The sequence below is a fragment of the Bradyrhizobium sp. SOJA106 genome (assembly GCF_059448745.1).
Window position 1 is genome coordinate 4273942 of the sequence record NZ_CM182549.1, and the last position, 13385, is coordinate 4287326.

General features: G+C 60.5%; 11 protein-coding genes. 2 read left to right on the plus strand and 9 right to left on the minus strand.

All coding sequences use genetic code 11. From position 1 onward, the window contains the following. Positions 1-5 precede the first annotated feature (5 nt). The gene (locus AC5V87_RS19630; protein WP_495367509.1) at positions 6-827 is read left to right on the plus strand and encodes a GNAT family N-acetyltransferase; all 822 of its coding nucleotides are present in this window, start codon (positions 6-8) and stop codon (positions 825-827) included. Between the two features lie 89 nt (positions 828-916). On the opposite strand, the gene AC5V87_RS19635 is transcribed toward AC5V87_RS19630, so the two are convergent. Continuing rightward, entirely contained in the window at positions 917-1201 is a 285-nt protein-coding gene (locus AC5V87_RS19635) for a hypothetical protein (RefSeq protein ID WP_495367510.1), read from the minus strand. A gap of 544 nt (positions 1202-1745) precedes the next feature. Further along, positions 1746-1985: a hypothetical protein gene (locus AC5V87_RS19640; RefSeq protein ID WP_495367511.1), complete on the minus strand. Its 240-nt coding sequence runs from the start codon at positions 1983-1985 to the stop codon at positions 1746-1748. A 187-nt stretch (positions 1986-2172) separates the two neighbouring features. On the opposite strand from AC5V87_RS19640, the gene AC5V87_RS19645 reads away from it, so the two are divergent. Then, a complete protein-coding gene (locus AC5V87_RS19645) occupies positions 2173-3186 on the plus strand; it encodes a GSU2403 family nucleotidyltransferase fold protein (RefSeq protein ID WP_495367512.1) in 1014 nt (337 codons plus the stop codon). A 323-nt stretch (positions 3187-3509) separates the two neighbouring features. Here AC5V87_RS19645 and AC5V87_RS19650 read toward each other — a convergent pair whose 3' ends face one another. The 7 genes from AC5V87_RS19650 to AC5V87_RS19680 all read right to left on the minus strand — a co-directional run bounded on the left by AC5V87_RS19650 (position 3510) and on the right by AC5V87_RS19680 (position 12919). After that, the gene (locus tag AC5V87_RS19650) at positions 3510-4598 is read right to left on the minus strand and encodes a hypothetical protein (protein ID WP_495367513.1); all 1089 of its coding nucleotides are present in this window, start codon (positions 4596-4598) and stop codon (positions 3510-3512) included. An 18-nt stretch (positions 4599-4616) separates the two neighbouring features. After that, the gene (locus tag AC5V87_RS19655) at positions 4617-6092 is read right to left on the minus strand and encodes an SH3 domain-containing protein (RefSeq protein WP_495367514.1); all 1476 of its coding nucleotides are present in this window, start codon (positions 6090-6092) and stop codon (positions 4617-4619) included. A gap of 103 nt (positions 6093-6195) precedes the next feature. Continuing rightward, positions 6196-6927 (minus strand): hypothetical protein, encoded by a 732-nt coding sequence (locus AC5V87_RS19660; RefSeq protein ID WP_495367515.1) that lies wholly within the window; start codon positions 6925-6927, stop codon positions 6196-6198. Positions 6928-6995: 68 nt separating this feature from the next. After that, positions 6996-8840 (minus strand): TniQ family protein, encoded by a 1845-nt coding sequence (locus AC5V87_RS19665; protein ID WP_495367516.1) that lies wholly within the window; start codon positions 8838-8840, stop codon positions 6996-6998. After that, entirely contained in the window at positions 8837-9901 is a 1065-nt protein-coding gene (locus AC5V87_RS19670) for an ATP-binding protein (protein ID WP_495367517.1), read from the minus strand. Before AC5V87_RS19670 ends, AC5V87_RS19665 begins: the two co-directional genes overlap by 4 nt. Then, positions 9898-12261 (minus strand): TnsB C-terminal domain-containing protein, encoded by a 2364-nt coding sequence (locus AC5V87_RS19675; protein WP_495367518.1) that lies wholly within the window; start codon positions 12259-12261, stop codon positions 9898-9900. Before AC5V87_RS19675 ends, AC5V87_RS19670 begins: the two co-directional genes overlap by 4 nt. Beyond that, positions 12215-12919 carry a hypothetical protein gene (locus AC5V87_RS19680; protein WP_495367519.1) on the minus strand — a complete coding sequence of 235 codons (705 nt, stop codon included), beginning with the start codon at positions 12917-12919 and terminating at the stop codon, positions 12215-12217. Before AC5V87_RS19680 ends, AC5V87_RS19675 begins: the two co-directional genes overlap by 47 nt. Between the last annotated feature and the right edge of the window lie 466 nt (positions 12920-13385).

The window sequence follows — 13385 nt, forward strand, 5'->3', positions numbered from 1 at the left end:
CACTCATGCAGCCGACAGCCGTAGAGAATGCAACGATCACGTTAGGGCCGCTCGGGCGGAGGGATCGCGTAAAGGGCATTAAGCTCGTTGCGCGCACGTTCGCACACATGGGGTCTGAAAAGGAAATTATCCGAGCTCTGCATCTAGTGGATGAGAACCTTTCGCTGGCTTTGCGCCGGAATAGCGAAATTGTCGGCGTCTACCTGGTCCGTAAGAGCAACCTCAGCACTCTCTACGATGGCAAATTCGTCACGCCTCGTTACGACGGGTTCGAAGGGTTGAGGGTGGAATCGCTCGCGATCCTGCCGAGCCTGCGCGGGCAGGGGTACGGGCGGCTCCTACGGGCGGCGCTTCCTGCCATGGCAAAACGTAAAGGGTTCGATTTCGTTTGGGGTGCCGCGCTGACTGCCCTCGACAACAGGCCCGACTGGTTGAAGCGTCGCGTGCTGGAAAGCGAAGTTGAACAAGGTTTCGTCACGGTCGAACCCCTCAGTGAAGGCATGAAAAAGAGGGTCGCAGCCAAGGCAACGCCCGAGCTGCTGGCGCGCTGGGACTCTATGAAGCGGGCGTCCAACAGGACCGTGAAAGGGCGGCTGATCATCGAGACCACAGCCGACAAAGAGCGCATACCGTGGCTCATTGCCGATGACGGAGCATATTCTGGCGACCCGATCGACAACGCTGCTTTTCGCTCTGTCCAGCGACTTCAAGGTACCCAGATCAGTGTTTCGGGGACGATCCGCGGCGAAACGTTCGCCGGGCCCATTGTCCCTGCTGCGAACGCCACAATGACAGAAGAACCGAACTGTCCGTTCGTGCCGACATAGACGCCGTCACGCACGACGGAAACGGGGCGTCCGCCTCATCAAGGACCAAAGCCTCGGCGTTCGTCCGATACGTCTTTGTCACTGGAATCTCACCTGTACTGCTCGGGAATCTCGCTTTCGACGACCGAACCCTCGTACGGAATTGCCAATAGGGCATCGATCATCTTCATGTATTTGACTCCCGCCGATGTGACGTGAAGCTCGATCCTAGTATCGGTGTCCCGAACGGCGGCGTACTCCGCCTCGATCAGTTCGGCTGCGGCTACTATGTCGGCCGCACCCAACTGGATACCGATCCCGGCGTCCACGTTTTCGATCGCCTTTCGCAACATCAGGAATGCGTCGTTGGTCAGTTGAATGGGCTTAGAGGGCATGTCGGAAAACTCGGATCTCCTTGCGGTAAGCAACCCGCGAGACGCCGCAGCTAAGGATGCCGTTTAAGTGCCCAGATCTTTTTGAGCTCGCAGAGCCTCAAAAACAACCTAGCCAGCTGTGCCATCATAGGTCCAGGCATTGAACGAGGGTAGATGAACTGACCCGACTTGCCGGGAATGTGGTTCATCCCGGATGAAGACCATGTGTCGATGTTGACTTCCGACACAATCGCCCATGACTCCCGATCGGCAGGCAATCCGATGTAGCGCTTGGTTTGGATATCCAACTTTACGCCGAGTTGGTTCTTGTCCGGTGGATCCGTCTGAATGCAGATAATCGCGACGTCGTTTTTTGCGCAACGTAATCGTTGTCGAACGCTTGGAAGCCTCATCGACGACCGTGACGTTGGCAAACACCTCGCCTTCTTGCAGGGTGACTAGAATGCAAGCGAGCCTGTTTTTTCCATGCTCGACGCCCTCGGCGAATTCACGTGGCCGAAGATAGTCATAACGGAAAACCAGACCTGTAGTTGGAACTGGATGCTTATCGAGGTCTGAAGCCACCAGCGGTCCCCGACTGCTCAATCTCGTCAGCTAGGCCGCCTGAGATCTCGACTTCGATTTCCGGATGGCTGTCTGCGATCTCTCGGATGCGAGCGAGGAGGCTTTCCGGGAATGACTCCGGAGTGGCAACGATTTCGGCGCCCTTCAACTTCACGAACTCCTCGAGCGACATCATCACGTAACGTGGTTTGTCGTGATAGCTAAGAAAGACCGGTTCCATTAGAGGGGCCTTCTGGATTTCAGCGGGATTTCGCTGAAGATCGGAAGATGCAAAAACTGTGCGGTCCGGTTCCACCCCTTGTCCAAAGGTGGATGCGATCTCTGGGGTGCGGTTCAGCTAAAGCATTGTTTATGCTTGCATTATCCAGCGATTTGAATCTTTCGCGATTTTGCTGGATAATGTGGACATGCCAGCAGAATTCATCCCGTTTTCCGACGAGGAAACCCGCGTCCTCATCAACCTCGAGCAACAGTACGAGGTCTGGATGGAGGCGGAGAGGGCGGCCGCGGCTCTCCCCTATAATCTCAGGTGGAAGTCGGTTGGGGGCAAGGACTACCTGTACGAACTGCTGGACCGGGTGGGCAACGGCAAGAGCCTCGGCCCGCGGTCCCCAGAGACCGAAGCCAAATTCGGGGACTACCAGACACAAAAAGCAGCGATCGCGAACCGGCGCACCGAGAGCCAGGATAGGTTGGGGGAGACCTGCCGGCTGTACCGCGCGTTGCGCCTCCCGATGATCCCTGCCGAGGCTGCGGAGATCCTGCGCGAAGCGGACCGCCGTTCCTTGTTGGGTTCGCATTTGCTGGTGGTGGGGACCAACGCAGTGCCGGCCTACTTCATCGAAGCCGGCGGCAGGATCGCAAGCGCCCCCTCGGAGACGAACGATTTCGACATGGCTTGGGCCGGCCAAGAGAGCGACGAACAGGACAATCCCGTCTGGGCGCTGCTGAAATCGGTCGATCCAACGTACACGGTTAATACCGAAAGGCCGTTCCAAGCGCGCAACGCGAAAGCGTACGAAGTCGAGCTCCTGGTTGCGCCGTCCAAGATGGCGACCATGGGCAAAAGAGACCAGCCCAAGCCCTTTCCTCTTCATGAGCAAGAGTGGCTGTTGCGGGGGAAATTCGTTACGCGCGTCGTCGTGGCCCGCGACGGCAGTCCAGCCAGGATGGTTGTGCCTGATCCAAGATGGTTCGCGCTGCAGAAGCTCTGGATGTCTCGTCAGGAAAAGCGGAATCCTCTGAAGAGACCCAAAGACGAGAAGCAAGGTTTGGCGCTCTTGACCGTTGTCCGGGACTGGATGCCTCAGTTCAAGATGGATGAGGGTTTCGAACAGGAAATCCCGGAGGAGCTTCGTCCAGTCTACGACGAATGGAAGTCCCAATACGGAGCGACCGCCGTTACGCATCCACGTTGGTGAGGAATGACCGCTCATTGAGGTAAAGTGGACAAAGGTCCCGGTAGAAATGGAAAACCCCGCCGTCGCCGGCGGGGTTTTGTTTGCCTCAAGAATAGGGGACCTACTTTACCCCGATTAGGGGACCAACTTCTAGGGGACTGCAGCGCCGGGCAAAGTACGTCCTCTACTGCCGTTGCAACCTATTGAATTCGCACGTGCTGGATTCTGCGCTTCGACGCGGAGACTGATGACATCCGGGCAAAGAAGGTCCCCTGAATCACCTCGAAGCATCGGGCACGCTGACGCCGTAAGAAATTCAGGCGCGAGCGGCTATTACAGCTCGACTACTGAACCGTGTAGCCATGAGGCGGAGTGGTTGTCCGCGGAACAGGTTTGGGAGGTGTATACGCGGGTGTCGTTTGCGAGGGCTGTGAGTAGCCGCGCGGCGGTGCCGGCGGCGGCGAGTTGACTGAAGGAGCGTAACCTGGTTCTACCTGGGGGCTCATATTGCTGAAAATTTCTTGCATTTCTTGCGTCGCTCGTTGAGCGTCACGACGTTGCCGAAATTCGCCTACTGCAATTTTGCGAATCTCTTGTTTCGCCTTTAGAAGCTCCCGTACCGTACGATCATGCTGGTTAGCCGAGGCATCATCGCCCTTTGCTCTTGCCATGCAGCGATTGTACACAGCGAGATCCACGCCTTTGCAGGCTTGGTAATATTCGCGAACATACTCCGCGGACCACCCCCGCTCACGTTGGTCAGATCGCACACCTTCGCAGTCCGAAATACGCTCGTCGACCGGTCGCTCGCGCTCGCATTGGGCCTCTCGCAGAGATCTGCCGGCTGCAATCTGCTTGGCCGCATCTTGGGAAAACTGCGCCTCCTGCTGCGTTCGGACACCCTCCATGTTCACGTTAGCCTGCTGCTGGGCCTGAAGCCTTTTCGCCAGATCCGACGCAGTTGAACTGCCAGCGGGGTTTCCCGATTTTTGCGCAGGGACTCCTTTGCCGCCCGCGGGTTGCGGCTTCGGGTCGTCACGCTTTGCTGAGTCTGCCGAGCCTAAACAGAGCGCGGCATCACCGCCGCTAGGGAACTCAATGCTTCCCATAGAATACTCTCCAGGGAAGTATTGCTCATGTGATGTTTTGCAGCCCCCTATGAAGAAGGACCCCTGTTCAGTCCGCTTCCCGTCCGGGCTTCTTCTCGTCCAAAAGATTTTTGCTCCTCCTCCGCACTTATTGCTTATGTCGAACTCAGCATAGGGAGGGCCTTGCGTTGTCTGATTGATCGAGACGCAATCATAGTCAGCCTGGCTTTGCGTCGCATAAAGGATCAACGAACTGGCCAACAAAACGCCCAACGAAAATGATAATGGCGCAGTCGGCGAGCCGGGCGAGGCGGTCAATATCGCTAGATCAAGATGCTTCCACACTGCAAAAGTCTCCCTGGCCTAGTTGAAACCGCTTGAGGAAGCCCAGCCACTCCGACCCTTCCAAGTTACCGGGCAGAAGGGGAATGTGGTTGTACCGTCGCTTCCAGGCTTGCAGCCCCCTTCATCCACCGCGATAGTCTCGCCGGCGGGGATCTGAACGAGAACATTTCGATCCAGACCCGGACCCTCGCGCAAATTGATATAACCGCCCGATGCCGCACTCTTGACCGTCCGTGCCGTGAGCTGCGGTTGCGTAGGTTTGGTTGCTGCGATCAGCGCTTCGAAGGCAGCCTTGGCATTATCGCGCGTCGCGGCGTCGCAGAATGAGAAGTAAGCTTCGTCGCTCCTATAGTTTTGCTGCCTCACACGTTCGGGACCAGTATCCCGGAATTTCTGGGTGTAGAAGCATTTCTGGTTCGATCGGCAGTGGATCTGGAGAGCCGGACCACCATGCCAACCCTGGGGGCGGACGTCATCAATTTCGACAGATTCGAGGTCGGCATAATTGGCGTTTGTGACGATCGTCATATGGGTTTCGCTCGGCCCCGTGCTGGCTCCGCCGAACATGGCTCCGACGTCGGACAACATCCTTGACCTCTCGGTTAAGAGGAAGTCCGTTTGTCCCCCGGAAAAGCTCATTCGTCCGATGGATTGAACCGGCTGATCGGCCTCATTGAAGCTCACGATCGGAGTTGGGCACTCGAACGCGCTTTCGAGAAGTTGTAGGGCAAGCCGGACTTGACCGTCGGCGCTAGTGCGGCCGGCTGCCGGCGGTTGATTTGCTGCGGCGACAACAACGGTCGAGTTCGGCTGCGGTGTCGGCGCGCCCATGAAAGCGGCCGAGAGGGTGGCCGCATTTACGGCCAGGAAACGAAGTGTACCGCGACCTTGCTCGTCGTAGTTTGCGATCCAGATGTACCCGAATTCACCCTGCATGGTGTAGACGGGAAGCCCGGCCCGTGCCGATCGGCTGAAGTCGCCAAGTTGGTCAACCAAAAATCCCTTCTCCGGGCTTTTATCACCACGTAAAACGGCAAGATCCGCCTCGGCCAGCTTCACGAGCTTAACAGGGCCCCAAGTGGCTATGACGGCCTTAGGGAGCCCAACTTGTTCGGGCGCCTCCAGCAGGCGAACGTTCTCGCCGAATTTGGCTGATAGCCTTCTTATCTCCGCGTCGATGTCCACTCGGGTGAATGACGCTGGCTCGATGAACTGATTGACATAAGCAACGGTGCCGTCATCTGAATGCGCGATTGTCGTTGTTGTTGTGAGCCTGATGCCGTTTTTGTTGTCGATCTTTACGCGTTTGCAATAAGTCAGTCCTCGATATTGCGTGCTCGGAGAACAGTCGTATTGCCTATAGACGCTGCTGTCCGCGCGCACTTTCCCACCAAGTGGGAGGCCGTCTACGACAAATCGGCTTTGGTCCAGCGCGTTGGCGGGCTGGACTTGGGCCAGGGTGAAAACGAGTTCGAATATGGCTGCTGCGACCAAGAGCAGCGAGGCCCTTCTCAGTCTTACAAGTCCCCCGAACAAGAGAACACTCCGTCTAAAGAAATTCACGATAAAGCAATACCAGCAATCAGGGGTTGCCCCATCAGAACTTATCGCAACCGCGCGCGGCGTAAAGCTGGTTAAAATAAGAAATTGCCTTGGTATCCAACGAGTGCTCGACGATTGCCTCACAGGTTGCGTGCTTGTTCAATGTGTCCAGGCGCTCATTTGCTCGTCGCCATTCTGTTATAAGGCCCTGATTCCATTTCACCAGAAGCTTGGCAGGGCCCACTGCTGCTAGTTTGAGTACGTCGCCTATCGCGTCGGCGTCGGCACTTCCTTTCGCCAGATCACGAATGAATTGATCCTGGCTCGCGATCTTCTTTAGGAACGCGACGTCATCGGCGTCGAGCTCAACGACCTGCCCAGCTTTTTGGTCGCTTGTGCCCTTGGCCGTAGCCTCGGATTTCTGGTTATGGGCTAGAGCGGAGAGGCAAGTACCCATACCGTGGAAGTACCCGATCCACTCACACCCGACCCACATCGCTCCATCGTCACATGGGCTTTGATGGTCAACTTGACCTGTCGCGTTTGGGCAATAACTCCGAACGGACTTGTAGCTTCCCTTGAATGTGGCCTTGCACTTCTCATCGCGCTGGCGCGCTTGAGCTATAAAATCGTCCCAGTACGACTGATAAGATCTACCCCAAGACATGCATTCTGCTTGAGATTTGGGGTTTTGTGGTCGAGAGGGCTCGCCGGCTGCCGTCGCGGTCTGCGCTAATGGTAAGCAGAGGAGGATAGCCGCAATGACTGGGATTCCAGACTTGATCATCCAGTTCTCACTCGACCCAAAGTAGCGTAGCAGCCAGATTGTACACGATTTGCCTGATGGTCGCGAGGTTAGCGGCATTCAGACAAATCGCACCTCCGATAGAACGTAGCCCCGATTTTCGTGGGATTGAACACCGGCTCCACGGCGGCGTCCTGGAGCTCCTTCTTCACCACCAGGAAATGCCGGCCCCGCTGCTTGGCGATCGCGAAGAGGGAGACGTATTCCCGGGCGAACCGCTCCACCTCGTGGACGGGCACAACCACGGTCGGGCAGCGGTTGATCGGGTTGACGACCGTGATCGATTTTAGGTGGCCGTGCTTGATGAGAGCGCTCGCGACCTTGGCGGTCGTAGACAGCTTGTCCTTGATCTGGAGCCCGGTGAGCCCGCCATGGTCGGGGCCACGCACGAGCATCCGAACTTCTTCGAGATCCAGCAGCAGGGACATGTAGCCGTGCTCGCCGGCGAGCTTCCATTTCCGCTGCAGCTTGCCGTCGAGCACCAGCCGGACGACGTCCTCGCTCATGCAGAAGGCGCGGTGGGCGGCCTGTGCGATGGTGACCTGGCCGTCGGCCGCCATCCGGACCGGTTTGGCGCCGTCGAGCAGCCTGGCCAGGAAGGCATCGAGGTCCTCCGGGTCGAACTGGTCGGCGGCGCCATGTTCGCCGCCGCGTATCCGGGGCACGATGATGCCGGCCCGGTAGAGCCGGTCCCGCTGCACCCGGGGAGCATTGAGGTATTCGCCGGCGGCGCGAAGGGAGAGGGTGGCAGCCGAGGCCTGCGAAGCCAGCGTAGAGCCTCGCTGAGCGTCGAACAGGCAATTTGCGTCTACAACGTCGTCCGAGGTCTCCGTCAGCACTCCTGAGGCCTGCAGGAGCTTCCGGAGACGCTTCGGGTGGAGGCCCGTCTCGATCGAGAGCGTCCGGATCGAGTGCAGAACCCGCTGTTCGACCGGCTTGCCGAACACGACGTCGCCAGGACCGACCGGCAGGCGCGTTCGGATGAAGCCACCGACCAGGTCTCGCAAGGCGTCGAAGGCCTTGTCCTCCCGTCCGAACTCCAGCACCTGGTAGATGCGCCCGAACAGGGCCTGCGGCCCTTCGTTGCCCGATCGCGAATACGGATAGGTGTCGCGCAGGTTCGCGAGGAAGGTCTCGATGGCGCACGGCCCGCCGGCGAAGACGTCGAAGCCGGTGCCGCCGGCCTGGCGCCATTCCTCATCGGTGAGCTGCTTCAGGTTCACCCTGCGCCCGAACGCGGCGACCGCGCCGAACAGCTCGCAGGCGGCAATGGCGACGTGCAGCGGGAGGGTGTCCAGCAACTGCACGTCGGCGCGCCCATGCGCCACGCGCAAGTTGACGTAGGACTCGAGCCCGGTGAGCGGCCGCGGCTCCGCCTCGGTCAGCAGGCGAGCCAGGTCGGGGAGGGCCTTGGCGACGTGGTGGGACCAATCATGCAGCAGGCTCGCCGTCAGATCCTGATCCAGGATGGCGAGCGGCATGTCGTGAACCGGGCAGGTCTTGATCGCGGCGATCTGCCAGATTGACCGCTGGTACGGCGCAAGCTCGGGCCGCAGGAAGGACGTGGCTGCGATGTCGTCCGAAAGGCAGTGCGGGCAGATCGCCACGGCGGCCCGCCGCAGACTACCGCGGACGAGCTCCTGGCCTCGCAGCCGGTAGCGCCGCTCACCGATCTTGATGAACGCGCTGTCCGCGAGCGCGGCCGCATCGACACCGCCCTTTGCGGCGACGATGGCAAGCGCCTCCGGATCTCCATCGACGACCTTCTGGAAGGTGATGCCGAAGTCCAGGCAGAATTCGCGGGCGGACGGCGCGTGCCGGGCTGCGAGGCGGGAGACGAAGGAGGCCGGCGTTTCGCCGGCGCCGAGCGGAACGGTCTGGCGCAGCGGTCTCATGACTTTTTGCCCCTCTTCTTGCCGGCCGGCGTCATTGCGTCGTCGATCTCTTCGACGTCCTTGGTCTGGAGGCGAGTGGTGTCGATCGTGTGCCAGGCGCCGGAGATGAACGGGTTCTGGTCGTCCGGCATGAGATTGCGGCTGGCGTACGCGTTAGCGAAATCGGTCATCGTGATACTCTTGGCATCGTGGTCGAGCGCCTCCTCCATCGCTTCGGAAAGGATCTCGAGCGTGATGCCCATCTCGTATTGGCCGGCATGGAGCAGCCGGGCCACGAGGTCATCTTCGGGCTTGATCGCGAGCTTGAGCTTCACCTCGTCAGCGTAGTGGCTGAGAGCCTCCGTGAGGAACTCGGTGTGCTGCTTGGGCGAGAGCTTCTCGAGGTACAGGAAACGAAGCCGGCGCCGAAGCTGGCGGTCGTGCCGGAAGAACGGCAACAGTTCGGGTATCCCCGACAGGATGAGCTGCACCGGCCAAACCGGATTGGTCATGAGGTCCTTGAGGGTGTCGCGCACCTTCTGGATCTCGTCCTCGCTATAGCCGTGCAGGACGTGCTGAAGGTCGTCGAACGCCAGGAACAGGATGTTGTTCTCGCGCAGCTGCTGCCGGACGCGGAGCCAGGCGTTGTTTTCCCGGATTTCGCGGCGGAGGTCGTAGTCCATCAAATCGAGGAGACGGATACCGAGCTGGCCAAGGGTGCAGGGGCTCGGCGCTGTGACGGAGATGAGGGGACACCAGGTGCCTTGGACGCCGAAGTTGGGGAAGGCCGCGTGGTCCCGGAAGGTCTCGTCCAGCAGCCTCGATTTCCCGGCGCCGCTGGGACCCACGATCACAATGCCCTTGCCCGGCGCGCGATTATTGGCCGCGTGGGGTTGGTTGGGGTCGCGCCGGATGACGGCGTTCGTGGTGAGCCGCTTCAAGAGGCGCGCGAGATCATCGTCGCGCTCGGACGTCATGTAGGCCGTCTTGGCTTTCTCGACGCGGTCGACGAAATCCCGCTCGGACGGATCGAGCAGCGCGCGGAGGTAGGCAGCGGGATCGGCGTTGTCGTGCATGATCATTTGCGCTCCTTGGGCTTCCACGGGCGGGCTGGTTTGCGTGTGGCTGGTCGGCTCGATGCGGGTTTCGCGCGCGCCTTAGGAGCGGCGCGCTTCCTGACGGGCTCAGCCGGCGCAGCTGCCGGCGGCAGGTTGAGGGCCAGCTGTCGCGGTGCCTTCGTGCCGACGGGAATACGGCGGGCGAGAACGTCAAGCGGACCGGCCGGCGGCGCGAGCACCTCCTCGCGGTGCCGAACCGTCTGGTTCATGCGAACACGGATGGCTTCGAGCTGCTCGCGGCTCTTCGGCCGGTAGAGGATGCTGAGGCGCTTGCGGGTCTCGGCGTCGCCCATCTGCGCGAACTCGATGGCGCGATGAACGACCGGTTTGACGAGGTTCTGCAGGTCCTGGTCCTGCCGCCGGAGGTTTGCGAGCGTCGCTTCCCAGACGGCGATGCTAACGCCCTTCATGATCTCGGGACCGCGCACCGTTAGCCAGCCGCCGTCGACCCGGAGCGAGATGGCGCCAAGATCCTCGCCGTCGACCGTCACGGTGTATTCGCGCTCCGGCCGGCGCTGGAACAGCTCGTCTGTTTTGGGCGAGCGATACCAATTGCCGAAGATCTCGATGCCCTCGGCCTGCATCGTGACGGTGAACTTTTCTCCGAAGGCCAAGCGGACCCGGCTCGGGCCCGGCGGTGTCGTGGGGGCGCGCTTCTTGGTGAGGCGGAGCCAGCACGCGCGAGGCGTCTCGCCGCCGAGACCGGCGTGCGGCAGGTTGTGATATTGATCGACGACGAAGCGGACGATGAGGGCGGCCAGCTCCTCGAGCGTGACGCATGCGCGCGCCAGGGATTCGTACTTGCCCCGCACCTGCGGGTTAGAGAATGCCCGACCCGAGAAGCGCAGGAGGCTCCGGATATCCAGGGTTTGGAAGAACCGCTCGATTTTGGGGCGTTGTTGCGGCGTGTTGATCTGCGGGCTCTTCCAAGCGATGCCGAGGTCGGAGCAGACGAACTCGGTCTCGGCGTTGAGCAGGGCGGAGCCCTCGTCGACTACAAAGGTGTCCATCGTTGCGCGGTATTCCCAGGGCGTTTCGCAGCCGATGGAGCGCGCGAGCGCAGTCTTGTCGGACACGCACATCCGCAGCAACTGCTTGGTATTCGAGGCACCGGTGCTGAGCGCGAGCGTCATCGCGGGAATGACCCGCGTCGTGCAACAAATTGCGGCGCTGAAGACGCAACGTTTTTTTGGCGCCGCTTCCCGCAGCTCGGGGCTGATGGCATCCCAGAGCGGCCGCAGCTCCATGACCAGGGTGTGGAGGTGAGTTTTCCAATCGTCAGCCTCGACCCGCTGCATCGGCCGGATCAGTCCCTGCACGCCGCCCTTGGAGGGATGGCAGAAGCGCTGTGCGACTTCCTCGCCCTTGCGCGCGGCGATGACGTCGAACGGTGGTAGGCGCCGGATTTCAGCGCGGAGAAGATCAATGGCGGGGCAGGTCAGCAGCGTAACGCCACGCCCGTCCATGTGCTCCTTGAGGTCCTTGGAAACGCGCGCGAGATCGAGGCCTTCGTAGTCACGAAGATCGAGGTGAGCCGCCTCCATGCGCCCGCGGTTCAGCTGTGCGAATTCTTTCTCCATTTCGCCCCAAAGATGGGCAATGGTCGGAGCTTCCCGGCTGAGATAGCGGTAGACATAGTCGATCAGGACCAGCCGCTCTTCCCAGTTGTAGCGGTCTCCCCACCGGCCGCAGAGGTGATGCTGGTTCACCAGACCGAGCGGTCCCATCTCGAGATAATCATCGACCCACTCGAGGAAGCGCTTGGGTCCAACGAGCCTAAAAGTCGGTGCGCACATTCGCCCGCCCTTAGGCTCTGCCTTCGGCGCAAACAATTCGTCCTGCATCTTCAGCAGGAGCGGTCCGAGGTTCTGCCGATAGCGCGAGGCGGCGCCGCGGGCTTCCAAAACAAGGAATTTCTTGACTGCGATGAGCTTGTTTTTCACGAGCTCGCGCACCTCGTCCGGAAGGTTCGCGATCATGTCCTCGTCGCTTTTGAGGACCGCCGCGGCCTTTCCGGGTGTTGCCCCGAGCGCATCGAAGTCGAATTCGTAGCCGTCCTTGAGGAGGTCGAATTCCTCGAAGGTGAGGGGGATGGATCGCTTCGGCTCGGCGACGGTCTCGAACACGAACCCGTTCTTGTCGCAGCTCTTGCGGACGCATGGCTCTCCCAGCAGTCTGAGCACGGCGGTTTCGCCGACGTGCCAGCGCACGGCCTGCCGCGACCGCGGAAGCTTCGGAGGGATGAGTTCGTGGGCGCGCCCCAGCATCGTGGCTACCTCAAGCCTTGCGCTTGCGGCTTGACGCTGCAACGACGCGGTGGTCATCGAGCATTCCGTATTCGAGGAGGCGGAGCTTGCCGTCCGCGATGGCGTGGACCACGGTATCGAACCCGTAACCGGCCAGGCCGGATTTGGACGCCAACTCCCCGATGGTGGTCTCGCCCCTTAAGCCACGCAGCAACTTGGCCAAGGCAGCGTCGTCTTCCGGCCAGGGATCTCGCCGGGCGTGATGGATGACCTGCGCGTTGAACAGATCGATCGGCGAGAGGTCGCGATCGGTGAAGAGGAGCACCCAGTCGGCTCGCGACGGCGGAACCTGCTCCGCGATAAGCTCGACCGTGCGACCGATGCCGGTTTTCTCGACAAGGCCTGCCGGCTTCACCGCGACCAGGCCGGTGCTGCCCGCCGTCAGCTTGAGCTGGAAATCGAACGTGTGCCGACGTTCGCGACCATGGTCGTCGACGTAGATCACCGCCGGCGGCTGCTCTGCGATTGTGACGACGTCGGGCCGCATCTTGGCGAGAAGCGCGAAGTTCAGCTCGAGTTCGGCTTCGTACCAGACCTTGCGGCCGTCGAAGAAATCCCAGCCGTGGACCGAGATCGCGGAGTGCAGCGAGATCGGCCTACTTGTCACGCTGGGCAGCATATCCGGAAGTGTCTCCGGCTCCTGCCGCGCTGCCCGCAGTGACCGGTCCGGCGTCAAATATTCTTCGAGCGTCATCATCGTCATCGGCTCCTGTCTTTCGACAAAGCTCCGCCGTTCGCCGGGAAGGACCCGACGTCGGGCATTCGGTGATGGGGCCGAAGATGAGGATCTGCTCGCGAGCGCACTTGCATCGTGCGACTCGTAGGAGCAGACTCCGGACGCCTCACAAGGCGCCGTCCGGGTGTTTCTTCGGCCCCGGATTGCAGGCGGTCCCGCCGCAAACGGGGCCGCCTCATTTTTTGAGAGGCGTCTTGGCCTCTCGCGAGTAGGATCCTCGAAAAGCCTGCAATTCCAGAGTCAAAGTTTCAAAAAAGAATCTGATTTCAATGGCTTACGAGCAAGCCATTGAATCGCAACAACGAATCCTTGCGCGGCCCGCCGATTGCCGGCGAGCTCGGACAAAAATTCACAACGATGTTTGGGTGCCTTTCAGGCCCGGTGATGATTGGACAAGTCTAGAGAG